Source organism: Kosakonia oryzendophytica (assembly GCF_027886705.1).
In the GTDB taxonomy this organism is placed as follows: Bacteria; Pseudomonadota; Gammaproteobacteria; order Enterobacterales; family Enterobacteriaceae; genus Kosakonia; species Kosakonia oryzendophytica.
The window spans coordinates 661,030-685,188 of sequence record NZ_CP115659.1 but is presented as its reverse complement, the minus strand read 5'-3'; the positions used below and the strand labels follow the sequence as shown (position 1 = coordinate 685,188).

The following is a 24,159-nucleotide window of genomic DNA, read 5'->3' as shown; positions in this document are numbered from 1 at the left end:
ATGTCCGCCTTTCCCGAAGCCTCCCCAACCAGCCTTTCTCTCGCGGATTATGAGCGCAAGCTCATCGCTCGGGACAAGACCATCGACGTCCTGAAACGCCGCATCGCACAAGAAGCCCGACACAGCCACGCCACGCCGTTCGCCATTCTGGAGCAGAATGTGGGGCTGGAAAAAGTGGTCGCCCGTAAGACAATGGAGCTGGAAAACGAGCGACACGAACTGGAAAAAGCGCTGGCTGAGTTGCGCATTACCCAAACGCAGCTGCTTCAGGCGCAAAAAATGGAGTCTATCGGCCAACTTGCCGCCGGTATCGCCCATGAAATCAACACGCCGACCCAGTATGTCTCTGACAACGTCGGCTTTGTTAAAAGTGCGAATGCTACGCTGTTAACGCTGCTTGATGCGGCTCTTGCGCTGGCCGATGTCGCGCGTGGGAAACTGGCCGATGAGCCCGCCATGGCGGAATTTGACGCGACGCTCAAGCGCACGAAGTTAGACTTTTTGCGCCGCCAGATCCCAGGTGCGCTGGACGAATCACTCGAAGGCCTTGGCCATATCGCCAGAATCGTCGCCGCCATGAAAGAGTTCTCACACCCTTCGCAAAATGTGAAGGAGCGGGTGGATATACGCGAAATCATCAATACCACGGTGACTGTGGCCCGCAACGAATGGAAGTACGTGGCCGATCTTGAAACCCATTTCAGCGACGATTTACCCCAGCTACCTTGCCTGCGCGATATGGTGGGCCAGGCTATCCTCAACCTGGTGGTTAACGCCGCGCATGCTATTGCGGACACGCTGAAGGAAGGCATCAAAGAGAAAGGCCGCATCACCATTTCTGCGCAACAGAACGGTGATTATCTGGAAATCCGCGTCAACGACGATGGCAGTGGTATCCCGGCGGCGATCCGCGACCGCATTTTCGATCCCTTCTTTACCACTAAGGCCGTGGGAAAAGGAACAGGGCAAGGGCTGGCGATTGTGTACTCAACGGTGGTAGACAAACACGATGGACAGATCCGTTGCGAGTCGCAAGAGGGCGTCGGCTCAACGTTTATCCTGCAGTTTCCGCTACGCAGCAGCAAGGAGGATGATCCGGCATGCAAGTGATGTTCGTGGATGACGAAAGCAGGGTGCTGTCAGGTATTGAGCGGGCCATCATGATGCACGATGCCGACTGGGAGAGTCGCTTCGCCACCAGCGGCCCTGAGGCGCTGGCAATGCTGGAAGAGACGCCGGCGGACGTGGTGGTGTCCGATATGCGCATGCCTTTTATGGACGGCGCAGAATTACTGGCCCAGGTGCGCGATCGCTGGCCTGGCACAATACGCATTATCCTCTCCGGTTACTCCGAACCTGATGCCACTCGGCGAATGCTGGACGTCGCGCACCGATTTGTGGCCAAACCCTGCGACAGTGCAGCGTTGTTCACGATGATCGGCAGTGCCCTGGCGTTACGCGATATGTTTAAAGATCCTGCCGTGCTCGGGATTATCGGGCGTATTAACCAGTTGCCCGCCTCACCTAAAGTGTTTACCGAAGTCTGCCAGCTCATCGCCCGCCCCGACAGTGATACCCGGCAGATCGCAGAACGCCTGGCCAGCGACCCTGCGCTAAGCGCCAAAATCATGCAGCTTGCCAATTCCGCATGGTTCAGCCGGGGAGGGAAAATTCATGATATTGGCAGCGCCATTACCCATCTGGGGCTGGAACAAGTAAAGCTGCTGGTGCTGGCCTCCCAGTTTTTTGCCGATGCGAAAGCCGATCCGTACGTTGAACAACTGCAACACCGCGCCCTTCTCGCCTCCAAACTGGCTGAGCGTATCGCCGGGCATCAGGGGCTGGAACCTACCGCTGCGCTGTTGGCCAATATTGCATTGCTGATCCCGGAAATGCGTGAGGACGGCGGCGAATCCCCTCTCGCGCGCGACAATATTCCCCTGCGTTCCGCTGTGGGCGCTTATCTGCTGGCGCTATGGGGCTTACCCATGGACATTGTGGAGATTGTGGCGGGCCACGCTCAGCCTTCCCGTTCCACAAACGGCGTTTTTGACGCGCTCGGTATCGTGCACGTCGCGGTCGCGCTGGCCAATCACACCCTGCCGGATCGGGATTATCTCGAACAGACAGGCATGCTGAACCAGCTACCTTTATGGCAGCAAATGCTTGCCACCCTACAGGACACTCCTCATGACTGATACCGCCTTACCCCGGGTGCTGTGCGTCGACGATGAACCCAATGTACTCGCAGCGATAGAACGAAACCTGTTTGGTGAATTTGACGTGGTCGTCGCACCGAGTGGGGAAGCGGGACTGGATGCGATTCGCTGGGGAGAACCTTTTGCTGTGATCATGTCGGACATGCGCATGCCCAACATGGACGGTGCGACCTTTCTGGCCAAAGCGCGGGAGCTTTCTCCCGATAGCGTGCGGCTCCTCCTCACCGGGCAAGCCGATGTCACATCCTCCATTGCGGCCATCAACAAAGGGGCTATTTTCCGCTACCTGTGTAAACCCTGCCCGAAAGAGGAATTGATTGCGACGCTCAACGACGCTGTTCGTCAGTATCGTCTCGTCCGTGCAGAAAAAGAGTTGCTGGCCACCACCCTCACCGCCTCGGTGAAAACGCTGACGGAAGTGCTCGCCATGGTAGCGCCCTGGGCGTTCCAGCGAGCAGCCTTCGCCCAATCCTGCGTCCGTCACGCATTGCCAAAACTGGAGTGGCACGATGAGTGGATATACACTATCGCCGCCTCATTGAGTCAAATCGGTTGCGTCGGCATTCCCGCCGACATCGTGCAAGCCGACGCAGCCCAGCGCAAACTCTCGGAAGAAGAGAGGAAACTGTTGGTGGGGCATCCGGAAGTTGCCGCCCGTCTGGTTGGAAATATCCCGCGTCTTGAACTGGTGGCCGAAATCATTCGTCATCAGGCGAAAGAGCCAGCACCCAATGTGCCCCTCGAAGTGTTGCGCGGTTCGCATTTACTGCGTGCAGCCCTTGAACTGGAACGCCATGCCGCACGCGGATGGAGTCTGGAGCGCCCCTGGGAGATCCTGCGCGCCGCAAGCCCCGCGTTGCCGGACTATATCATTAAATCCCTTTCGGATTTCCGCACCAATGTCACCGGCGTACGCTCTGCGCGAATTCGTGAACTGATGCCCGGCTGGGTGGTGGATGAAGATATCCGCACCACGAACGGTTTGATGGTGCTGACGAAAGGGCATGAACTCACTGACACCGCTATCTCTGCCCTTCAGCGGCTGCTCAGTGCAGAGGCCATTAAAGAGCCGATACGGGTACGCGGGCTGCCTGACAGCACAACGCCTGGTTAATGTTATGCCGCGTCCGGCAGATAAGGGTGAGGTCTTATCGGCAGCAGAAAACGTTCCGCTGCGCGGTAATTATCTGCTTTGCCATAACGCAACTTTTTACGCATTTCGCATGGAAAAGAGGCCGTAAACGCAATTTTCACAGAAAGACTACGCATTGAAAGGGGGCGCATGTAATATGGTGCCGGACGATTGCGAGCTTCATAGTCGTGGTCCAGATCTGATGAACAACTCCCATTAACAGACTCATTACGCGCTTTGACGAAACGCCATGAACAAACCTATAAAACGGCTTGAAATCATCAAATACGCCATTGAACTGGAGGATGACGGGATCATCCATAGTCAGCTTCCCTTACTCAAAGCGGAAGTCACGGACCCGGAATTAGCCTTCATTGTCCAGGCGCTTGAAGCGAAAAACTACAGTGATGCGATGCGCGTTATCACGGAGTGGCTGCAGAATCAGCGCTCGGTGGTCGCCTGGTCAGATCCGCAGGTATCCGCCAGCAAACTGGAGCTGAAAGCCCTGGAAGAACAATTGCGGGAGCTGATTGATAAACGTAACGCCCGCATCCAGTTGCTGGATGAGTTCAACGACCTGTACATGACCCGCCTTGGGCCACTGATGTCGCAGATCCTGAACTTGCGCAAAACCCTCGCCGAAGCCGCCGTCCGCCGCCAGGAAGCCGAAGCGCGCCGCCGTGAAGCGGATTATCAGCGTTGCCAGAAATACCTGTCGCAGGCGGTCAATGTTCTGGTGATGCTGACTCAGCGTTGGGAAAGTATGCCGCCTCACTCCATACAAGCCGCTGAAGCGCGTAAACATTTACAGCAGCAAAACGACCTGATTGCCTCTCTGCTGGCCGAAGCGCTGGAGCTGGAAAGCGGCCTCACGCGTGAAGACGAACCGACTCGCCATGCCCGTGACGAGGCACGCCAGGAGTACGAAAACCATCAGGAACAGCAGCACGATGCCGAAAAACGCTTCAGTTTTGAACAAAAAATGACGGAAGACGAGCGCACTGAGCTGAAACGGCTGTGGCGTCAGGCGAGTAAACTCTGCCACCCGGATCTGGTGGATAATGAGCTGAAAAACGAGGCCCATGGCATGATGGTGCAGCTGAACCAGGCGCGCGAGCGTGGCGACCTGAGCGCCATTCGCTCTTTGCTGACCCGTCTGCAACAAGGCTTAGACCCCATGATGGCCAGCGATCGTTTAAACGATCTGCAACGTTTACGTCAGCGTATCGTCGAGGTGAAACAACATATCGCAACGCTGATTGAGGAACTCGCCGCGTTGGAAAAAGAGGAGACCTGGCAACTGGTGTCAACACTCGGCGATCAGGAAACCTACTTCCGCCAGCAGGAAAAAGCACTGACAGAATTGCGTCAGACGCTGGAGCAGCAAGTCAGCGAGGCGGAGTACGACGAAGTCGCCTGAAAGCAGTAAGCCCGGTCACCCACCGGGCCTGCTCGCTACTTTTTGTGCCAGTACGCCTGCGCACGCACCAATTGCTGATCGATACCGTTACCCTCAAAGCGGCCCATCAGTGATTTCACCGCATCGCCCTCCCCGGTCAGCCAGATAAAATAATCTTCATCCGGTACCGCCAGGGCCGCCAGCTTGTCAGCCACCGCCTGCGGGTTATGGCCAATCACCCACTGGATATCAAAACCGCTCAGATGCGCCAGGTAGTCCTGATACGCAGCATTATCAATCGTGACCACCGCCATGACGTTCGGGCGCGCAGCAAGCTGGCTTATCCCTTCCAGGCGACGGCGCAGCGCTGGCATGCCGGACTCATCACACACATAGAGCTGCCAGGCATAATCTTCCGGCACAACCAGCGAACCGCGCGGTCCGCCAATGGTCAGCTTATCGCCAACCTGTGCCTTTAGCGCCCACTGGCTCGCCACTCCGCCATCATGGATATAGAAATCCAGCAGCAGCTCATGACGCCCGGCATCATACAGCGGTGTATAGTCGCGGGAAGCCGGACGCGGCCCGTCGCCCCAGACAATCCCTTCATCTGTCACAACTGGTGGCACAAACGATGTGCCCGGCTGCGGGAAAAAAACTTTGGTGTGATCGTCAAATCCGCGGGAGGAAAACCCCTCCAGTTGCTCGCCGCCCAGCACCACACGCTGGAAGCCAACGCCCGGACGCTCTACGCGCAGTACAGTTAATTCACGAAAGCGCAGCGCATTGCGTACGCGCTGCGGATAACGCTGTGGGTTGGTAGTCATAATCGGCCTTCGTAGCGTTGAATACGATATATCTAAATATTGTGCAAATGATAATGATTGTTGATTAGAAAGAAGGCAAGCGATTTTTATGATATAGACAAGACAAAGCGCACAGTTCGTTAAAGTGGAAAATAATTACTATATTTATCAGCATATTAAAGAAATAAAGGTTTTAAATATTGTCTGAAAAGTAATTTTAGATATAAATTAGATATATCAAATAACAGGAGAGGTGTATGCGGCATCATCACGGTAACAATAACGAGGGGCACCACCACGGTGGCGGCCGCCGCCAGCGCTTTTTTGGTCATGGCGAATTGCGGCTGGTTATTTTGCACCTGCTGGCGCACAACGCCAGCCACGGTTATGAGTTGATTAAAGAGATTGAAACCCTGACGCAAGGCAACTACACGCCAAGCGCTGGTGTTATCTATCCAACACTGGATTTTTTGCAGGATCAGCAGTTGATCGCCATCAGTGATGAAGAGAGCGGGCGCCGGAAAATAGCCATTACCGCAGAGGGGCTGCGCTGGCTGGAGGAAAATCAGACGCAACTGGCGCAAATTCAGGCGCGCATTAAAGCCCGTAATGTAGGCTATCAGTTACGCCGAGACCCACAGATGAAACGCGCGCTGGAGAATTTCAAAGCGGTACTGGATTTACGCGTCAATCAGGGGGAACTCAGCGCCACGCAGCTAAAGCAGATCATCGGCATTATCGACCGCGCAGCGCTGGATATTTCACAACTGGATTAAGCCGACGCGGGCATATCGCGCAGACGGAACACCTGTACCAGCTCATGCAGGTGCAGCGCCTGTTCATTTAGCGCTGCCGCCGCCGCAACAGACTCTTCCACCAGGCTGGAGTTCTGCTGGGTGGTGGAGTCAATCAGCCCGATGGCGCTGTTGATCTGCGAAATGCCGTCGGTTTGCTCCCGGCTTGCCTGGCCAATCTCACGCAGGATCACATCCATCTCTTCAACGTTCGTCACCATACCGTTAATCAGCGCACTGGCTTTTTCCACCAGCGACATCCCCTCGCGGGTCTGGCTGGCTGAACTTTCGATCAGATGACGGATCTCGTTCGCCGATGAAGCGCTTTTCTGCGCCAGTTGACGGACTTCGCCTGCCACTACCGCAAAGCCACGGCCATGCTCACCGGCCCGTGCGGCTTCTACCGCGGCGTTAAGTGCAAGGATATTGGTCTGGAACGCAATGGAATCGATCAGGTTGATAATGTCGGACATGCGGTTAGACGTGTCGTTAATGACACGCATTTTTTCCGTCACCTGCTTCATCATCTCGCCATTGTTTTTCACTACCGTTGCCGCACCCGCAGAGAGCTGCGACGCTTCCGATGTATGATCGGCGGTGTTTTTCACCGTTGCCGTGATCTGTTCCATCGAGGCGGCCGTTTGCTCAACGGAGCTGGCCTGTTCTTCGGTTCTTGCCGCCAGATCCTGGTTACCCGCTACGATCTGCGCTGCTGCGCTGGAAATGCTTTCAGAGCCGTTTTGCACCTGGTGGACAATCTCAACCAGGCGGTTTTTCATTTCCATCAAGGCATGCAGAAGGATACCGGTTTCGTCGCGATGACGAACATCAATGGTGCGGGTTAAATCACCATCGGCAATCGCTTCGGCAAAAACGACCGCTTCACCCAACGGGCGGGTGATCATGCGCACGATATACCAGCCCATCAGGCTTCCCATACCAATGCTGAATACCGCAAGCAGGATCAGCATTAAGCGGTTGGTGCTGAAGTCATTTTGTACCTGAGCGCCTGCCGTGCGTATCTGTTTGTCCTGTATAGCAATCAATGCCATCACTTTCTCTTTATAGGCGTTTTGAATCCTGACCGTGTTGGTCATCATCTCTTCAATCGCCGCCGCACGGTCGTTTTTCTTCACCGCATCAAGGATGCGGAAGCGGGAATCAAGATACTGCTGGCGTACGGTGCGGATATCAGAAAGAACTTTTTGTGATTCGCGGTCCGGCAGGTTTTTCGACAGGTCTTCAAGGAGGGAGGTAACGTGACTGCTGATGTCGGCGAGCTGTTTCTGCGTTTCCGTCGTCCATCTGCCATCATTGTCGAGCAACATCATTTGCTGGGTGTTCACGAAGGCATTGAAATTATCGATCAAATCGTTCGCTTTGACAGTGGTGGGATAGTCATTATGAACAATCTCTTGCATGCCATTATTTGCACGATTCAGGCTGAGTAGTGAAAGGCAGGAACTTACTACCATCAACACAATAAAAAAGCCGAATGCCAGAAATAATTTCGTGCCGATTTTTACGTCATGTAAAAACATATATTCTCCATGGGATTGATTATTTTGCTGAGGAAAGCGCGTGCCCCTAATCGAAAAGGCGAGCTTAAGTCCCTGGTGCGTTTAAAAAGAAAGCAACCACCTAACGTTATCGGTAACCGAAACGCTAACTTTATGAGTTTGATCGTTTTTTTAATTACTTATTGAATAAACCGATAGTTACAGGCGATTAATCCCATTGCATCGATCGTTATATGTACGGAAAAATTGATAAGAACAATGTATTTACTACAACTTAACCGGATTTAATTAATAATTAAGTTACAGTCTTTGATGTTTATTAATGCTTCACAATTCCAATTATATTTAATAATAATTTAACAAAGAAAGAATAATACTATTACATAATAAAACGCACTTTTATTATGGTTATAGACAAAAAAACCACCAGAATATCTCCTGGTGGTTTTTAATTCGCTTAGAGGGGTTAATGCAATACAGAAACGGCATCCTGTAAACGCCCGGCGCGATGCTGCACCATCGCCGACACCGTCGCACTCTCTTCAACTAACCCGGCGTTCTGTTGGGTAATGGCATCCAGTTCAGAGACCGCGCGCGTCAGCTCGGAAAGCCCCGCTGCCTGCTCGGATGCCGACTGGCTGATTTGCCCAATCAGAGCCGTCACGTTCTGCACCTGATTAACAATATCATCCATGGTCTGGCCTGCGGCATGCACCTGCTCGTAGCCAGACTGTACTTTGCTGGCGCTGGCGTCGATAAGCTTGCGAATATCATTGGCCGCATTGGCACTGCGGCTGGCCAGGTGGCGAACCTCCCCGGCGACAACAGCAAACCCTTTGCCCTGCTCCCCGGCGCGGGCAGCTTCAACTGCCGCGTTCAATGCCAGGATATTGGTCTGGAAAGCGATGTCATTAATCAGCGCGGTAATTGAACCAATACGCTGCGTACTGTTGGCAATCTCATCCATGGTTTTCACCACCGTTTCCATCACTTTTCCGCCGTGCGACGCCGCACTGCTAGCGGAGCTGGAGAGCTGGTCCGCTGCCGACGCGGTTTGCGAACTGGTCTGCACCGATGCAGCCATCTGGCTCATGGTCGCCACGGTTTGCTGAACGTTGTCGACCGTCGCGCGGGTACGCGCATTGAGATCATCGTTACCTTTGGCCAGCGTTTCACTGCCTTTACGCACGCTATTGACCTGGCTGGAGACATCGTGGATCAACCAGCGACACATTAACCCCAGTTGCCCGACCGCACGTAGCGCAAGCCCCAGTTCATCACTACGGTTGAGCGGTTGTACGCTGTTACGCTCCCCGGTTGCAACGCTCAGCGCCTGGCGAGCAACGTTTTCTGCCGGGCGAACGATTTGCCACTCAAACGCCATCCCGCCTGCCAGCATCGCCAGTGTACTGACCATCAATGCCAGTGTGCTGCTATCCGCCAGCCACAACCCCATCAGTTGTGCAACCCAGGCGCACACCATCACGCTCCGGGCACGCCAGCGAAGCGGCATGGCGCGCAGATTTCCCCACCACCTTTTGCTTACCACCAGCCCCTTATGGATCCGCTTATTACAGCGTCCTTCATTTAACGCGTTGTACAGTGGTTCAACGGCGGCAATCTCATCGTCCGTCGCGCGGGTGCGAATCGACATGTACCCGGTAAGTTGCCCATCACGCACCATCGGGATCGCGTTGGCGCGCACCCAATAATGGTCGCCATTTTTACGTCGGTTTTTAACAATTCCGCTCCAGGGTTCTCCCTGTTTGAGCGTATACCACATATCGGCAAACGCGGCTTTGGGCATATCCGGGTGACGAACCAGATTGTGCGGCTGGCCCTGTAACGCTTCCAGAGGGTATCCGCTGGCCTGGACAAACGCATCATTTGCGTGGGTGATGTAACTGTGCACGTCGGTTGTTGACATAAGAGTGATGTCGTCATCCAGCGGAAAAAGCCGCTGACTAACATAAAGCGGAGAAGGCATGATGGCATCCTTGGCAGGTTATAGGTCTGTTAAAAATTATTGCGAATGTTATTTCGGCGATAATGGATTTATCTTTAGTTGTTAAATTTGATTTAGATCGCAATTCACGCTAAAACCGCATTTTTTGTATGCCCTGTAACTCGCTGATTTTAATAATTTCAGTATGAAATCACGTAATAACCCTAAACGGTCATGCTCCGTTATTGGGCACTCTTTGCACCACCATGGCGCATAATCCGCATAAAACCGTTGCCATCGTTCAAATTTTAATCACGAAGATAGCGATATTTCAACGAAACGGGACGATTAAATCTTGCACAACCCCCTATTGCCCTGGCGTTTATCCCGATTTTTGTAACACAAGCCGAAGTGGCGTAATCCCTGCAATACTTAAATCGGTATCATGTGATACGCGAGCCCCTGGAGCACATTTTGAACAGGTTACCTTCCAGCGCATCGGCTTTAGCGTGCAGCGCTCACGCATTAAATCTCATTGAGAAGCGAACGCTTGATCATGAGGAGATGAAAGCATTAAACCGAGAGGTGGTGGACTACTTTAAAGAGCATGTTAATCCGGGGTTTTTAGAGTATCGAAAATCTGTTACCGCCGGCGGGGATTACGGAGCCGTAGAATGGCAAGCGAGCAGTTTGAATACGCTTGTCGACACCCAGGGACAGGAGTACTTAGATTGCCTGGGTGGTTTTGGAATATTCAATGTGGGGCACCGTAATCCAGTTGTGGTTTCCGCCGTACAGAATCAACTCGCCAAACAACCTCTGCATAGCCAGGAACTTCTCGACCCGCTACGGGCGATGCTGGCAAAAACGCTGGCGGCGCTCGCCCCTGGCAAACTGAAATACAGCTTCTTTAGCAACAGCGGGACGGAGTCCGTCGAAGCTGCGTTAAAACTTGCCAAAGCGTACCAATCGCCGCGCGGCAAATTCACCTTTGTCGCCACCAGCGGCGCGTTCCACGGCAAGTCGTTAGGGGCGCTCTCTGCGACAGCGAAATCGACCTTCCGCAAACCCTTTATGCCGCTGCTGCCGGGCTTCCGTCATGTCCCCTTCGGCGATATCGAGGCCATGCGCACGTTACTGAGCGAATGCCATAAAACGGGCGATGACGTTGCTGCCGTGATCCTGGAACCCATTCAGGGCGAAGGTGGGGTAATTCTGCCGCCACAAGGCTATCTGCCTGCGGTGCGTAAGCTGTGCGACGAATTTGGCGCACTGCTTATCTTTGATGAAGTGCAAACCGGTATGGGACGTACCGGCAAAATGTTCGCCTGCGAGCATGAAAACGTGCAGCCGGACATTCTGTGCCTCGCCAAAGCACTGGGCGGCGGTGTGATGCCGATTGGCGCGACCATCGCCACGCAGGAGGTATTCTCCGTTCTGTTTGATAACCCCTTCCTGCATACCACCACCTTTGGCGGTAACCCGCTGGCCTGTGCGGCTGCGCTGGCAACCATCAATGTGCTGCTGGAAGAGAACCTGCCTGCGCAGGCTGAACAGAAAGGCGACATCCTGCTGGATGGCTTCAGGGCGCTGGGACGCAAATATCCCGATCTGGTGCAGGATGCGCGCGGTCGCGGGATGCTGATGGCGATCGAGTTTGTGGATAATGAAACGGGCTACAACTTTGCCAGTGAGATGTTCCGCCAGCGGGTACTGGTTGCCGGGACGCTCAATAACGCGAAAACCATTCGCATAGAACCGCCGCTGACGTTAACAATGGAACAGTGTGAGCAGGTGCTGAAAGCCGCGGGTAACGCGCTGGAAGCACTGCGGGTCGCCGTCGCACAAGCGTAATCGTTCCCCCTCTCCCGGTGGGGAGGGGGAACCCCATCAGGCTGGCATCACGCCAATAAAGCTGCGTTTTTTACGCGGCTCAGACATCAGTTCCTCCAGTTTTTCCACACAGGCCAGGTAGTGCGGCGTCTTCTTATGGGCAAGCACGGCGGCATCATCCTGATAAGCCTCATAAATGAAAAAGCGGGTTTTCACTTTTGGATCCTGCAAAACATCGAAACGCAGATTCCCCGGTTCACGGATGGCGCCTTCATGGTTAGCGCGAAACACCTGCAAAAACTCCTCCACGCGATCGGGTTTAATGTTGATCTCCACCAGCGTTACATTCATGGTTGCTCTCCTTGTTTTTCTTCCAGCCAGAACTGGTACGCCTCGTGGGCGCGCATATTTTCGTGCACCACTTTTTTCACCGCTTTTAGCATTGCCAGCGGCGCGCTGGATTGAAAGATATTTCTCCCCATGTCCACGCCGGACGCGCCCTGATCGATGGCGCGGAAACACATCTCCAGCGCCTGCTGCTCTGGCAGCTTTTTCCCCCCCGCGATGACAATCGGCACCGGGCAGCTCGCGGTGACTTTCTCAAACCCCTGCTCCACAAAATAGGTCTTCACAAACTGAGCCCCCATCTCGGCAGCGATTCGACTGGCAAGGGCAAAATAGCGGGCATCGCGGGTCATCTCTTTGCCAACCCCGGTGACGGCAAGTGTTGGAATACCGTAGCGATTACCCGCGTCCACCAGCGTGATGATATTGCTGATTGATTGATGCTCATACTCGCTGCCAATGTAGACTTGCGCAGCAACAGCACAGACATTCAAACGCAGAGCATCCTCCATGGCCACCGCCACACACTCGCGGGATAGCTCCGCAAGGATCGAGTTACCGCCCGACGCGCGCAATACCACCGGTTTATTGGTCGCGGGCGGCACCACGCTGCGCAAAATACCGCGCGTACACATCAGCACATCGGTTTCACCAAACAACGGCGCAATAGACAAATCAATGCGCTCAAGCCCGGTGGTCGGTCCCTGGAAATAGCCATGATCGAATGCGAGCATGACCGTGCGATTGCTTGTCGGGTTAAATATCCGCGCCAACCGCGACTGCATCCCCCAGTCCAGCGCCCCACACCCTTTCAACGCAAAAGGGACGTTATGTTGCGGTGTGTCGAGGCCAAAATCTTTACCGTCTTTGATGTCATCTAAATCCGCCATCATCTCCCCCGCCAGAAGCTGTGATTGAGTCATTGATTTTGTGATTGAAGATTGTTCAAAAGCGTAGGCGGTGAACTATATTTACGACCGTACGAGGATCACAGTTTTATCTCTGATGCCGCGCGAGGGGGAAAAACCCATGAGTTATCTATTAGCGTTAGATGCAGGAACCGGCAGCATTCGTGCGGTGATCTTCGACTTATCCGGGCGGCAGTTAGCGGTGGGTCAGGCCGAGTGGAAACACTTGAGCCTCGAAAATGTGCCCGGCTCAATGGAGTTCGATCTCCACGCCAACTGGCAGCTCGCCTGCCAGTGCATCCGACAGGCACTGGCAAAAGCCAGCCTGCGCGGAGAAGATATCCAGTCTATCGCCTGCTGCTCTATGCGCGAAGGCATTGTGCTCTACGATCGCAATGGCGAAGCGCTCTGGGCCTGCGCCAACGTTGATGCCCGCGCCAGTCGGGAAGTCGCTGAACTGAAAGAGATCCACGACGATCACTTCGAAGCCGAAGTGTATGAAGTTTCCGGTCAGACGCTGGCACTCAGCGCCATGCCGCGCTTGCTCTGGCTGGCGCATAACCGTCCGGATATCTACCGCAATGCCGCCACCATTTCGATGATCAGCGACTGGCTGGCCTCCCGCCTTTCCGGCTGGCTGGCGGTTGATCCTTCCAACGCCGGTACCACTGGACTGCTTGATCTATTTACCCGCGACTGGCGTCCAGAACTGCTGGATATCGCCGGGCTGCGCGCGGATTTTCTCTCTCCGGTAAAAGAAACCGGCAGCCTCCTTGGCGAGGTCACGTACGAGGCGGCGCAGGAGAGCGGCCTGCGCGAAGGCACGCCGGTAGTCATGGGCGGTGGCGATGTACAACTGGGTTGCCTCGGCCTTGGCGTGGTACAGGCCGGACAGGCCGCCGTGCTGGGCGGAACATTCTGGCAGCAAGTGGTGAATTTGCCGCAGGTGCGTGTCGACCCGGAGATGAATATTCGTGTGAATCCGCATGTGATTCCCGGTATGGCGCAGGCAGAATCGATCAGCTTCTTCACCGGCTTGACCATGCGCTGGTTCCGCGATGCCTTCTGTGCAGAAGAAAAATTGATCGCTGAACGGCTGGGCGTCGATGCTTACACGCTGCTGGAAGAGATGGCCAGCCGTGTACCGGCAGGCTCGTGGGGTGTGATGCCGATCTTCTCTGACGCCATGCACTTTAAACAGTGGTACCACGCTGCGCCGTCGTTTATTAATCTCTCGATCGATCCGGAAAAATGCAACAAAGCCACCCTGTTTCGCGCGCTGGAAGAGAACGCCGCCATCGTTTCTGCCTGTAATCTGGCGCAAATATCGCGTTTCTCCGGTGTGCGCTTTGACAACCTAGTGTTTGCCGGCGGCGGCGCAAAAGGGGCGCTGTGGGGGCAAATTTTAAGTGACGTCACAGGCGTGCCGGTACGTGTACCGGTGGTGAAAGAGGCGACCGCGCTGGGCTGCGCGATTGCCGCAGGTGTGGGTGCCGGGCTGTATGATGATCTGGCAGCCACCGGCGAACGGCTGGTGGCGTGGAGCCATGAATATACCCCGGCCCCGCAGCACCGCGAACTGTACGACACCATGATGCAGAAGTGGCAAAAGATCTATGCCGATCAGCTCGGTCTGGTTGATCGCGGGCTGACAACCTCTATGTGGACGGCGCCAGGGCTGACAACCCGGGCGTAATTTTTGCCCCTCACCCCGGCCCTCTCCCCACTGGGGAGAGGGAGAAAATCATTATCACCGTCCGGCACAGGAGGAAGAGAATTCCCCCTCACCCCGGCCCTCTCCCCACTGGGGGAGAGGGAGAAAATCATTATCACCGCCCGGCACAGGAGAAAGAGAATTCCCCCTCACCCCGGCACTCTCCCCACAGGGGGAGAGGGAGAAAATCATTATCACCGCCCGGCACAGGAGGAAGAGAATTCCCCCTCATCCCGGCCCTTTCCCCACTGAGGGAGAGGGAGAAAATCATCCTCACCGCCCGCCACAGGATGACAAAGAAAATCGCCATCACCTCTCTTCAGGTGGAAAGAGAAGATCCCCTCTCCCCTCCGGGGAGAGGGTTAGGGTGAGGGGCAACGATTTTTGAATCCCATCACAATCATTCGCTCCCGCTTTTCCCTTTTTGTCCGGGACGGCTACAGTAGAACTCATCCGACCACATAACAATTATTTTACATTGGAAGAGAGCATGAGCCATTACCCGTCGTTGTTCGCCCCGCTGGATTTGGGCTTTACCACGCTAAAAAACCGTGTACTGATGGGCTCGATGCACACCGGGCTGGAGGAGCGCCCGGACGGCGCAGAGCGGCTGGCGGCCTTTTATGCCGAACGCGCACGGCACGGCGTTGCGCTGATTGTCACGGGCGGCGTCGCCCCTGCGCTTTCGGGCGTTACCATGGAAGGCGGCGCGGTATTATGCGACAGCAGCCAGCTTCCCCATCACCGGCAAATCACCGATGCGGTTCATCAGGAAGGCGGCAAAATCGCGCTCCAGATCCTGCATACCGGGCGTTACAGCTATCAACCGCATCTGGTCGCGCCGTCTGCGCTCCAGGCACCGATCAACCGTTTCACGCCGCATGCCCTCACCCACGATGAGATCCTCACGTTGATTGCTGACTTTGCCCGTTGCGCGCAACTGGCGCAGCAGGCCGGATATGACGGTGTGGAAGTGATGGGTTCCGAAGGCTATTTGATCAATGAATTCCTCGCTGCGCGGACTAACCAGCGTGAGGATGCATGGGGCGGCGATGCCACCCGGCGCATGCGGTTTGCCCTGGAAGTGGTTCGCGCTGTGCGCGAGGCCGTGGGCCGCGAGTTTATTATTATTTACCGTTTATCGATGCTGGATTTGGTGGAAGGCGGCGCGACGCTGGACGAGACCATCACGCTGGCAAAAGCAGTGGAAGCCGCAGGGGCAACCCTTATTAATACCGGTATCGGCTGGCATGAAGCGCGCATTCCGACGATAGCCACGCCGGTACCACGCGGCGCGTTTAGCTGGGTGACGCGAAAATTAAAAGGCCAGGTGGGCGTGCCGCTGATCACCACTAACCGCATTAATGATCCGCAAGTTGCGGAAGCGATCCTGGCTCACGGCGATGCCGATATGGTCTCGATGGCGCGCCCGTTTCTTGCCGACGCGGCGTTCGTGTCAAAAGCGCAGGAAGGCCGCGCAGACGAAATCAACACCTGCATCGGCTGTAACCAGGCCTGCCTCGATCAAATCTTCGTCGGCAAAGTCACCTCCTGCCTCGTTAACCCCCGCGCCTGCCATGAAACCCGGATGCCCGTCATCCCGGCGCTGCACAAGAAAAACCTCGCCGTGGTCGGCGCTGGTCCCGCAGGGTTAGCGTTCGCGATAAATGCCGCCACCCGTGGCCACAGCGTAACGCTGTTCGATGCACAGGCGGAGATTGGCGGCCAGTTCAACATCGCCAAACAGATCCCCGGCAAAGAGGAGTTCTATGAAACGCTGCGCTACTACCGCCGAATGATTGCGCTGACTGGCGTTGAGTTATGCCTGAATCAGCGCGTTTCGCCTGCCATGTTAACGTTGTTTGATGAAGTCGTTCTCGCCTGCGGCATTGAACCGCGCATTCCGCCCATCCCCGGTATTGATCACCCCAAAGTACTGAGTTATCTCGATGTATTGCGTGACAAAGTCCCGGTGGGTGAAAGCGTGGCCATCATCGGCTGCGGGGGAATTGGTTTTGATACTGCGATGTATTTAAGCCAGCCGGGCGAACCCACCAGCCAGAATATCGCCGAGTTTTGCGTGGAATGGGGCATTGATACCAGCCTGCAAAATGGGGGAGGACTGCGCCCGGAAGGGCCGCAACTGCCAAAAAGTCCGCGCCGTATCGTGATGCTGCAACGTAAAGCCAGCAAACCCGGTGAAGGTCTGGGTAAAACTACGGGCTGGATCCACCGCGCAACCTTGCTGTCGCGCGGGGTGAAAATGATCCCCGGCGTAAGCTATCAGAAGATCGATGATGCCGGTCTGCACCTGTTGATCAACGGTGAACCGCAACTGATTGAGGCGGATCATGTGATTATCTGCGCCGGGCAGGAACCGCGTCGTGAACTGGCGGATCCGCTACGGGAAGCGGGTAAAACGGTGCATTTAATTGGCGGGTGCGATGTGGCGCTGGAGCTGGATGCGCGCCGGGCAATCGCGCAAGGGACAAAGCTGGCGCTGGAAATCTAGGTTAGCCGACTGCCGGAAGGCGCTGATGCCTGTCCGGCAGGACGGTTTACGGCATCAGCGTTTTTTACGCACTTTCACCGCTTTCAGGATGACAAACTTATTGTTGGTCGCCAGCGTTTCGCAGTTGCCGAACACCTTCTTCAGCTTACGGAAATAGTCCAGATGCCGGTTTCCGACAATACGCAGTTCGCCCCCGTATTTCAGGCAACGACGCGCATCATTAAACATCTGCCAGGCAATATGATCGGTGATGGCGCTTTGCTGATGAAACGGTGGATTGCACAGCACTGCGTCAAAACGATCCGGATCCACGCCCGACAAGGCGTTGTTGATCATGTAATCACAACGCGAGACATCCGCCGGTAAGTTGGACTCCACATTGAGTCGGGAAGAGGCGACGGCCATCGCCGACTCATCCACAAACAGCACGCGGCTGCCCGGATTTTGCGCCAGCAATTGCAGACCAATCACGCCATTGCCGCAGCCGAGATCGACCATTTCCCCTTCCACGCCTTCCGGTAAGTGTTGCAGGAAAAAGCGAGCGCCGATATCAAGACCGCTGCGCGAAAAGACATTGGCGTGGTTATGGATGGTCCAGTCGGTGCCGTCCAGTTTCCAGCTCGCCAGCGGTGACGCATCCGCCAGTTCCGGTGCAGTGAACGTACAGTTGATCAAGCGCGCCTTTTTCCATGCCAGCGTCGTGGTGGTTGGCCCAAGGATCGTTTCAAACAGCGCCAGCGTGGAGTTGTGCACATCGCGCGATTTCGCCCCGGCGATAATACGCGTCTGCGGTGTTACCACCTGACGCAGCGCGCGCAATTGCTGTTCCAGCAATGCCAGGTGTTTCGGTATTTTGATCAGCACCAGCGCCGGGTTAGCAGGCAGCGAGCTAAGGCTGTCTTGCTGCGTTACGCTGCTTTCATCAAGTGCATTAATGCGCAGGTTATGTTGTGTGGCCAGCTCAGCAATGTACGAATCGTTTACGCTGACCGGGTGATGTTGCGACAGCGCGCACGCCAGTGCACCGAAGCTATCGTTGAAGATGAGCACCGGGCCAGTGACCTCATTCACCTGCTGCAGCAGATATTCGTCCGCCGCGTCCCATGCCTGTAATGACGCATCTTCCACGCCGACCGGGAATCTGTCTAAAGTGAACAACTGTCCGTTTAACTCAACCTGGCTCATCACCCCTCCGCAATGCTAAAATTCGCGCGTTTTATCGCTTAAATACGTCGGGAAGTAAACACATTTCGCCATGAACACGCTCACGTACCTTCAGGGTTATCCTGAAACCCTGCTGGCGCAGGTAACCGCATTGATTGAACAGAACCGCTTAGGCGAGGTGCTGCAAAAACGCTATCCCGGCAGCCACGGCATTACCACCGACAAAGCGCTGTATCAGTACACGCTGGAGATGAAAAACCAGTATCTGCGTAACGCCGCACCGGTGAATAAAGTGATGTACGACAGCAAAATCCATGTGCTCAACAACGCCCTCGGTCTGCATACTGCGGTATCACGCGTGCAGGGCGGTAAGCTGAAAGCCAAAGCGGAAATTCGTGTGGCGACGGTGTTTCGCGACGCGCCGGAAGCCTTTCTGCGGATGATTGTGGTGCACGAGCTGGCGCACCTGAAAGAGAAAGATCACAACAAAGCGTTTTATCAGTTGTGCTGTCATATGGAACCGCACTATCACCAGCTCGAGTTCGACACCCGCCTGTGGCTGACGCATCTTGCGTTGAAATAACCTGCCGGGCAAAAAACTGGTAGTCTGGGGGTTACCCTTTTCCGCCCGCCAGTGATGCCCATGTACAACATTGATGATTTCGACCTGAAGATCCTGACGCTGTTGCAGTCAAATGGCCGCCTGACAAATCAGGAGTTGAGTGAACTGATTGGTTTGTCGGCATCGCAGTGTTCCAGGCGACGTATTGCGCTGGAGCAGGCGCAGCTTATTCTGGGCTATCACGCCAGACTAGCACCGGATGCGGTGGGTCAGGAGATGCTGGGGCTGATAGAAGTGCGTCTGTTGAACCATACGCCGGAGTGCGTGGCAAGCTTTCACCAGATGGTCAGCGGCGTTGATGCGATTCTTGACGCTTACAAAACCACGGGCGACAACGACTATTTGCTGAAGGTTGCGGTGTCGGATTTGCCGGGGCTTAACCATGTGATCAGCGGTATTCTGGCGCAAAATAAGAGCGTGGCGCACCTGAAAACCTCCGTCGTGCTTCATCGACTGAAAGAGAACGGGTTGTCGATGCCGGGAAGCAACACACTGCCCTGATTTGGGGCATTTCGCCCCAAAACTGTGCAAAAACACAATCACTTCACGCATAAAAGATCGCTTAAACGCACATTGCACGCCACAAACGCAACGAAGACGCACACATCGTGCATATTGCTCTTTTTGTAATTTCAACCTGTTAGCGTAGACGCCGTCTGTTTTTCCGCCATTCACTGTGAACGCAGGTTCAGTCTGGTGTATTTATTGCAAGTGACACTTATCTTTATGACTTAATAGATAGTGCACGCTTATGGATAACGTCCTCACCCCGACTACACTCACGCACACCTGGCTGGAAGACGCGCTGGCATTGCTATTCGGCACGCTGATGATCTCCTTCGGCGTGGTGCTATTTCGCCAGTCTGGCGCATTGACCGGCGGCACGGCGGGGCTGGCCTTTCTGATCCACTACACCATGCACATTTCATTTGGCGTCGCCTTCTTTGTGATTAACCTGCCCTTTTATTGGTTATCCGTACGCCGCATGGGGGCGCAGTTTACGCTGAAGACCTTTTGCGCCGTGGCAATGGTGTCGCTCTTTTCCGATTTGCATGGCCGTTTTATTCATATCGACCAGTTAAATCCGTTCTACGCCACGCTGTTTGCCAACATTATGATGGGAGTGGGCTTTGTGGTGCTGTTCCGCCATAAGGCCAGCCTGGGCGGTATGAACATTCTGGCGCTCTATCTGCAAGAGAAAAGCGGCATCCGCGCGGGGAAATTCCAGATGGTGGTGGATGCCTGCATCGTAACGGCATCGTTGTTTGTGGTGAGCCTCCCGATGCTTGTCGTGTCTGTTGCCGGCGCTACGCTGCTGAATTTGATTATCGCCATGAACCATCGGCCTGGTCGTTACGTGGGTTAAAAGCGTGTCGCACCTCCACCCGCGTTAACCGCCGGATGTAACTGAACGCAGCGCGGTTCCGGCTGACGCGCTCTTCTTCTTAATGCCATTTGTGCTTCTGCGTGGCAGTGCACTGGTTTTGTCATGCTGTCGTGCTAGAGTGACAAAAGACCCCCATTACGGAGAATCAGCGCCTGTATGATACGTTTCGCTGTCATAGGCACCAACTGGATCACCCGCCAGTTTGTCGATGCCGCCCATGAAACGGGCAAATATAAACTCACCGCCGTTTTTTCCCGCAGCCTTGAACAGGCGCAAGCGTTCGCCAGCGATTATCCTGTCGAACACCTGTTTACCTCTCTCGACGAGATGGCGCAAAGCGATGCGATTGACGCGGTATATATTGCCAGCCCGAATGCCCTGCATTTCCCGCAAACCCGCCTTTTCCTCAGCCACAAAAAACATGTGATTTGTGAAAAACCGCTGGCCTCAAACCTGCGGGAAGTAGAAGCGGCGATTGCCTGTGCGCGGGAAAATCAGGTGGTACTGTTTGAAGCGTTTAAAACCGCCAGCCTGCCCAATTTCATCTTGCTGAAACAGTCGCTGGCGAAAGTCGGTAAGGTGCGTAAAGCCTTTATCAATTACTGCCAATACTCTTCCCGCTATCAGCGTTACCTGGACGGTGAAAACCCGAATACCTTTAATCCGGCGTTCTCTAACGGCTCGATTATGGATATTGGTTTCTACTGTCTGGCATCCGCCGTGGCGCTGTGGGGCGAGCCGTATGCCGTGCAGGCCACGGCCAGTAAGCTTGAGAGCGGCGTTGATGCACACGGCGTGGTCGTGATGGATTACGGTGACTTCAGCGTAACATTGCAGCACTCCAAAGTGAGTGATTCCGTGTTACCCAGCGAAATCCAGGGCGAAGCCGGTTCACTGGTGATCGAGAAGATCTCCGAATGCCAGAAAGTGTCATTTGTGCCGCGCGGCGGTAAAGCACAAGAGCTGACGCAGCCACAGCACATCAACACCATGCTGTATGAGGCCGACGTGTTTGCCCAACTGGTGGAAGAGAATCAGGTCAACCATCCGGGGCTGGATGTCAGCCGCATCACCGCAAAACTGCAAACGGAGATCCGCCGCCAGACCGGTGTGGTTTTCCCGGCGGATGATGTCAGCCAGCAACTTCCCGCGTAAAGGTTCGTAAGCAGGGCGGGCATATTATTGACGGGATGAATATCCTGACATATTTTGTTACCTGCAAAGGGGAGTAACTTCATTGCCGGTGGATCGTCATTACGATGCGTATATGCATCCGGTCGCCGGGCGTCTTTACCGACGTAAGTGAGACCTTGCCGGAAGGCGAGGAACCATTGCATCGAAAGCAAGCGGCTAACGTCTTCTGACGTTGGCCGTTTTTGTTTTTTAGGTAAGGAACTGATGATGAATAGTGTCGGCACACCGATGTTATGGGGCGGATTCGCCATTGTGGTAGCAATTATGCTGGCCATCGACCTTCTGCTTCAGGGGCGTCGCGGCGTCCACACGATGACCATGAAGCAGGCGGCCGTCTGGTCAGTGGTATGGGTAAGTCTCTCTTTGCTGTTCAATGCCGCGTTCTGGTGGTATCTGGCGCAAACCGAAGGTCGCGCCGTTGCGGATACGCAAGCGCTGGCCTTTCTCACGGGTTACTTGATTGAAAAGGCACTGGCGGTGGATAACGTCTTTGTCTGGTTGATGTTGTTCAGCTACTTCGCTGTGCCTGCTGCGTTGCAGCGCCGCGTGTTGATCTACGGTGTACTCGGCGCGATCGTGCTGCGTACCATCATGATCTTCGCGGGAAGCTGGCTGATCAGTCAGTTCTCGTGGCTGCTGTATGTGTTTGGCGCGTTCCTGCTATTTACCGGCGTGAAGATGGCGCTGGCGAAAGAGGATGAAACCGGGATCGGCGATAAGCCGCTGGTGCGCTGGCTGCGTGGGCACCTGCGCATGACAGACACCATTGAAAATGAGCACTTCTTCGTGCGCAAAAACGGGCTGCTGTTTGCCACGCCGCTGCTGCTGGTGCTGATTCTGGTGGAACTGAGCGATGTGATTTTTGCGGTCGACAGCATTCCGGCGATTTTTGCCGTCACCACCGATCCCTTTATTGTGCTGACCTCGAACCTGTTCGCCATTTTAGGGTTGCGCGCCATGTACTTCCTGCTGGCAGGCGTGGCAGAGCGCTTCTCAATGCTCAAGTACGGTTTATCGCTGATCCTGGTGTTTATCGGCATTAAGATGCTAATTGTCGACATCTTCCATATTCCAATCGCCATTTCGCTTGGCGTGGTGGGTGGGATCCTTGTGCTGACTATGCTGCTCAATGCCTGGGTTAACCACCAGAACGACAAAAAAACGAAGGCGTAAGCTGTAATTCGCCGCTCTGCCACTATGCTGAGCGGCGAATGCGTCAGCCTTGTCGCCTTTATCACAAAACGTTAACACAAAAAATCAAAAAACAGCGCCAGGCCCGAAAAGTACATCTTCCACCCTTCCCTGTTGCCGCAGAGTCCATATACTTCTTTCTGCAAATAAATGTTACATCCTGACAAATGTCATCAAAAAAGACAGGCGGGATGCAACTCCACAACACGAAAGGAACATGGCATGACAACGCACCGCTCCGCCGGGTTACTGCAACGTCTTATTGATGGCAGCCTGGTGAAACAGATCCTTATTGGTTTAATTCTGGGTATCTTACTGGCGTGGATTTCCACTCCCGCCGCCATTGCGACCGGCATTCTGGGTACGCTTTTTGTTAGCGCGTTAAAAGCGGTAGCGCCGGTACTGGTGCTGATGCTGGTGATGGCCTCCATCGCCGGTCATCAGCAAGGACAAAAGACGCATCTGCGCCCGGTATTGATGCTCTATCTGTTAGGCACATTCACCGCCGCACTGACCGCCGTGCTGGTCAGTTTCCTGTTCCCTTCCACGTTACAGCTTGTACCCGGTGCAAATGATGTCGCACCGCCTTCCGGTATTGTGGAAGTGCTGCGTGGTTTGCTGACCAGCATGATCGCCAACCCGGTAACGGCGCTCATGAATGCTAACTACATTGGCATACTGGTATGGGCCGTGGGGCTGGGTTTTGCACTGCGTCACAGCAACGAGAGCACCAAAAATCTGGTGCAGGATTTTGCAAGCGCGGTGACCTTTATGGTGCGGCTTGTGATCCGCTTTGCCCCGATCGGGATATTCGGTCTCGTCTCATCCACCCTTGCGACATCGGGTTTTGGTGCGCTGTTAGGCTATGCGCAACTCCTGGTCGTGCTGGTGGGATGTATGGCGTTTGTCGCGCTGGTGATTAACCCGCTGCTGGTATTCTGGAAAATCCGCCGCAACCCTTTCCCACTGGTTTTTACTTGCCTTCGCGAAAGTGGCGTCACCGCATTTTTCACCCGCAGTTCAGCGGCGAATATTCCCGTTAATATGGCATTGTGTGAGAAGTTGAACCTCGATCGCGATACCTACTCTGTCTCTATCCCGTTGGGTGCCACCATTAACATGGCAGGTGCGGCAATCACGATTACGGTGCTGGCACTGGCGGCAGTCCATACCTTAGGTATTACGGTCGATCTGCCGACAGCGTTGCTGTTGAGCGTCGTGGCGTCGCTTTGTGCCTGTGGTGCCTCCGGCGTGGCGGGCGGCTCCCTGCTGTTGATCCCGCTGGCCTGTAACATGTTTGGTATTTCCAACGATGTGGCGATGCAGGTGGTGGCGGTCGGCTTTATTATCGGCGTGCTGCAGGACTCTTGCGAAACCGCGCTCAACTCCTCCACGGATGTGCTGTTCACCGCAGCGGTATGCCAGGCGGAAGATTCGCGTCTGGTTAACAACGCCCTGCGTAATTAACCTCTTC

20 protein-coding genes are annotated in these 24,159 nt (G+C 54.8%); 14 read left to right on the top strand and 6 right to left on the bottom strand.

The genetic code is table 11. The annotated features are described in order from the left end of the window. The 4 genes from O9K67_RS03330 to O9K67_RS03315 all read left to right on the top strand — a co-directional run bounded on the left by O9K67_RS03330 (position 1) and on the right by O9K67_RS03315 (position 4,771). Positions 1-1,110, top strand: coding sequence for a sensor histidine kinase (locus O9K67_RS03330; RefSeq protein WP_061493083.1), 1,110 nt, complete (start codon positions 1-3; stop codon positions 1,108-1,110). Next, a complete protein-coding gene (locus tag O9K67_RS03325; RefSeq protein WP_061493082.1) occupies positions 1,101-2,198 on the top strand; it encodes an HDOD domain-containing protein in 1,098 nt (365 codons plus the stop codon). The genes O9K67_RS03330 and O9K67_RS03325 overlap by 10 nt, the downstream gene beginning before the upstream one ends. Next, on the top strand, positions 2,191-3,333 hold the full coding sequence (locus O9K67_RS03320; protein WP_061493081.1) for a response regulator: 1,143 nt from the start codon (positions 2,191-2,193) through the stop codon (positions 3,331-3,333). Before O9K67_RS03325 ends, O9K67_RS03320 begins: the two co-directional genes overlap by 8 nt. 268 nt (positions 3,334-3,601) lie before the next feature. Continuing rightward, entirely contained in the window at positions 3,602-4,771 is a 1,170-nt protein-coding gene (locus O9K67_RS03315) for a hypothetical protein (RefSeq protein WP_061493080.1), read from the top strand. Between the two features lie 35 nt (positions 4,772-4,806). On the opposite strand, the gene O9K67_RS03310 is transcribed toward O9K67_RS03315, so the two are convergent. Next, positions 4,807-5,577, bottom strand: a complete 771-nt coding sequence (locus O9K67_RS03310) for a siderophore-interacting protein (protein ID WP_061493079.1) — start codon at positions 5,575-5,577, stop codon at positions 4,807-4,809. Positions 5,578-5,813: 236 nt separating this feature from the next. Between O9K67_RS03310 and O9K67_RS03305 the strand changes: the two genes are divergently transcribed. After that, entirely contained in the window at positions 5,814-6,332 is a 519-nt protein-coding gene (locus tag O9K67_RS03305) for a PadR family transcriptional regulator (RefSeq protein ID WP_061493078.1), read from the top strand. On the opposite strand, the gene O9K67_RS03300 is transcribed toward O9K67_RS03305, so the two are convergent. Beyond that, the gene (locus tag O9K67_RS03300) at positions 6,329-7,891 is read right to left on the bottom strand and encodes a methyl-accepting chemotaxis protein (RefSeq protein WP_061493077.1); all 1,563 of its coding nucleotides are present in this window, start codon (positions 7,889-7,891) and stop codon (positions 6,329-6,331) included. The genes O9K67_RS03305 and O9K67_RS03300 overlap by 4 nt on opposite strands. Before the next feature lie 445 nt (positions 7,892-8,336). Next, the gene (locus O9K67_RS03295) at positions 8,337-9,857 is read right to left on the bottom strand and encodes a methyl-accepting chemotaxis protein (RefSeq protein WP_061493076.1); all 1,521 of its coding nucleotides are present in this window, start codon (positions 9,855-9,857) and stop codon (positions 8,337-8,339) included. 432 nt (positions 9,858-10,289) lie between these two features. Between O9K67_RS03295 and ygjG the strand changes: the two genes are divergently transcribed. Next, positions 10,290-11,669 (top strand): putrescine aminotransferase, encoded by a 1,380-nt coding sequence (ygjG, locus tag O9K67_RS03290; RefSeq protein WP_271044636.1) that lies wholly within the window; start codon positions 10,290-10,292, stop codon positions 11,667-11,669. 36 nt (positions 11,670-11,705) lie between these two features. Here the strand turns inward: ygjG and lsrG are convergent, their stop codons facing one another. Both lsrG and lsrF read right to left on the bottom strand, forming a co-directional pair. After that, positions 11,706-11,999: a (4S)-4-hydroxy-5-phosphonooxypentane-2,3-dione isomerase gene (gene lsrG, locus O9K67_RS03285; RefSeq protein WP_061493074.1), complete on the bottom strand. Its 294-nt coding sequence runs from the start codon at positions 11,997-11,999 to the stop codon at positions 11,706-11,708. Continuing rightward, the gene (gene lsrF, locus O9K67_RS03280) at positions 11,996-12,883 is read right to left on the bottom strand and encodes a 3-hydroxy-5-phosphonooxypentane-2,4-dione thiolase (protein WP_061499751.1); all 888 of its coding nucleotides are present in this window, start codon (positions 12,881-12,883) and stop codon (positions 11,996-11,998) included. The genes lsrG and lsrF overlap by 4 nt, the downstream gene beginning before the upstream one ends. 139 nt (positions 12,884-13,022) lie before the next feature. Between lsrF and lsrK the strand changes: the two genes are divergently transcribed. After that, positions 13,023-14,597, top strand: coding sequence for an autoinducer-2 kinase (lsrK, locus tag O9K67_RS03275; RefSeq protein WP_061499748.1), 1,575 nt, complete (start codon positions 13,023-13,025; stop codon positions 14,595-14,597). Between the two features lie 508 nt (positions 14,598-15,105). After that, a complete protein-coding gene (locus O9K67_RS03270; protein ID WP_061493073.1) occupies positions 15,106-17,127 on the top strand; it encodes an NADPH-dependent 2,4-dienoyl-CoA reductase in 2,022 nt (673 codons plus the stop codon). Positions 17,128-17,181: 54 nt separating this feature from the next. Here the strand turns inward: O9K67_RS03270 and rlmG are convergent, their stop codons facing one another. Further along, positions 17,182-18,312: a 23S rRNA (guanine(1835)-N(2))-methyltransferase RlmG gene (gene rlmG, locus O9K67_RS03265; protein ID WP_061493072.1), complete on the bottom strand. Its 1,131-nt coding sequence runs from the start codon at positions 18,310-18,312 to the stop codon at positions 17,182-17,184. A 70-nt stretch (positions 18,313-18,382) separates the two neighbouring features. Between rlmG and O9K67_RS03260 the strand changes: the two genes are divergently transcribed. The 6 genes from O9K67_RS03260 to sstT all read left to right on the top strand — a co-directional run bounded on the left by O9K67_RS03260 (position 18,383) and on the right by sstT (position 24,152). Continuing rightward, a complete protein-coding gene (locus tag O9K67_RS03260) occupies positions 18,383-18,874 on the top strand; it encodes a M48 metallopeptidase family protein (protein WP_061493071.1) in 492 nt (163 codons plus the stop codon). Positions 18,875-18,934: 60 nt separating this feature from the next. Next, a complete protein-coding gene (locus O9K67_RS03255; RefSeq protein ID WP_061493070.1) occupies positions 18,935-19,414 on the top strand; it encodes an Lrp/AsnC family transcriptional regulator in 480 nt (159 codons plus the stop codon). Positions 19,415-19,664: 250 nt separating this feature from the next. Beyond that, positions 19,665-20,279, top strand: coding sequence for a YitT family protein (locus O9K67_RS03250; protein ID WP_061493069.1), 615 nt, complete (start codon positions 19,665-19,667; stop codon positions 20,277-20,279). A 177-nt stretch (positions 20,280-20,456) separates the two neighbouring features. Beyond that, positions 20,457-21,455, top strand: coding sequence for a Gfo/Idh/MocA family protein (locus O9K67_RS03245; RefSeq protein WP_061493068.1), 999 nt, complete (start codon positions 20,457-20,459; stop codon positions 21,453-21,455). Between the two features lie 246 nt (positions 21,456-21,701). After that, a complete protein-coding gene (locus O9K67_RS03240; protein ID WP_061493067.1) occupies positions 21,702-22,667 on the top strand; it encodes a TerC family protein in 966 nt (321 codons plus the stop codon). A 240-nt stretch (positions 22,668-22,907) separates the two neighbouring features. Further along, entirely contained in the window at positions 22,908-24,152 is a 1,245-nt protein-coding gene (sstT, locus tag O9K67_RS03235; protein WP_061493066.1) for a serine/threonine transporter SstT, read from the top strand. The last annotated feature ends 7 nt before the right edge of the window (positions 24,153-24,159 follow it).

Excerpts from the sequence above, each read along its gene's own strand:
- O9K67_RS03295 (WP_061493076.1), bottom strand. The coding sequence starts at position 9,857 with ATGCCTTCTCCGCTTTATGTTAGTCAGCGGCTTTTTCCGCTGGATGAC.
- O9K67_RS03260 (WP_061493071.1), top strand. The coding sequence starts at position 18,383 with ATGAACACGCTCACGTACCTTCAGGGTTATCCTGAAACCCTGCTGGCG.
- rlmG (WP_061493072.1), bottom strand. The coding sequence starts at position 18,312 with ATGAGCCAGGTTGAGTTAAACGGACAGTTGTTCACTTTAGACAGATTC.
- O9K67_RS03310 (WP_061493079.1), bottom strand. The coding sequence starts at position 5,577 with ATGACTACCAACCCACAGCGTTATCCGCAGCGCGTACGCAATGCGCTG.
- lsrK (WP_061499748.1), top strand. The coding sequence starts at position 13,023 with ATGAGTTATCTATTAGCGTTAGATGCAGGAACCGGCAGCATTCGTGCG.
- O9K67_RS03325 (WP_061493082.1), top strand. The coding sequence starts at position 1,101 with ATGCAAGTGATGTTCGTGGATGACGAAAGCAGGGTGCTGTCAGGTATT.
- sstT (WP_061493066.1), top strand. The coding sequence starts at position 22,908 with ATGACAACGCACCGCTCCGCCGGGTTACTGCAACGTCTTATTGATGGC.
- O9K67_RS03315 (WP_061493080.1), top strand. The coding sequence starts at position 3,602 with ATGAACAAACCTATAAAACGGCTTGAAATCATCAAATACGCCATTGAA.
- O9K67_RS03330 (WP_061493083.1), top strand. The coding sequence starts at position 1 with ATGTCCGCCTTTCCCGAAGCCTCCCCAACCAGCCTTTCTCTCGCGGAT.
- O9K67_RS03250 (WP_061493069.1), top strand. The coding sequence starts at position 19,665 with ATGGATAACGTCCTCACCCCGACTACACTCACGCACACCTGGCTGGAA.
- O9K67_RS03305 (WP_061493078.1), top strand. The coding sequence starts at position 5,814 with ATGCGGCATCATCACGGTAACAATAACGAGGGGCACCACCACGGTGGC.
- O9K67_RS03245 (WP_061493068.1), top strand. The coding sequence starts at position 20,457 with ATGATACGTTTCGCTGTCATAGGCACCAACTGGATCACCCGCCAGTTT.
- O9K67_RS03240 (WP_061493067.1), top strand. The coding sequence starts at position 21,702 with ATGAATAGTGTCGGCACACCGATGTTATGGGGCGGATTCGCCATTGTG.
- O9K67_RS03320 (WP_061493081.1), top strand. The coding sequence starts at position 2,191 with ATGACTGATACCGCCTTACCCCGGGTGCTGTGCGTCGACGATGAACCC.
- O9K67_RS03300 (WP_061493077.1), bottom strand. The coding sequence starts at position 7,891 with ATGTTTTTACATGACGTAAAAATCGGCACGAAATTATTTCTGGCATTC.
- O9K67_RS03270 (WP_061493073.1), top strand. The coding sequence starts at position 15,106 with ATGAGCCATTACCCGTCGTTGTTCGCCCCGCTGGATTTGGGCTTTACC.
- lsrF (WP_061499751.1), bottom strand. The coding sequence starts at position 12,883 with ATGGCGGATTTAGATGACATCAAAGACGGTAAAGATTTTGGCCTCGAC.
- O9K67_RS03255 (WP_061493070.1), top strand. The coding sequence starts at position 18,935 with ATGTACAACATTGATGATTTCGACCTGAAGATCCTGACGCTGTTGCAG.
- lsrG (WP_061493074.1), bottom strand. The coding sequence starts at position 11,999 with ATGAATGTAACGCTGGTGGAGATCAACATTAAACCCGATCGCGTGGAG.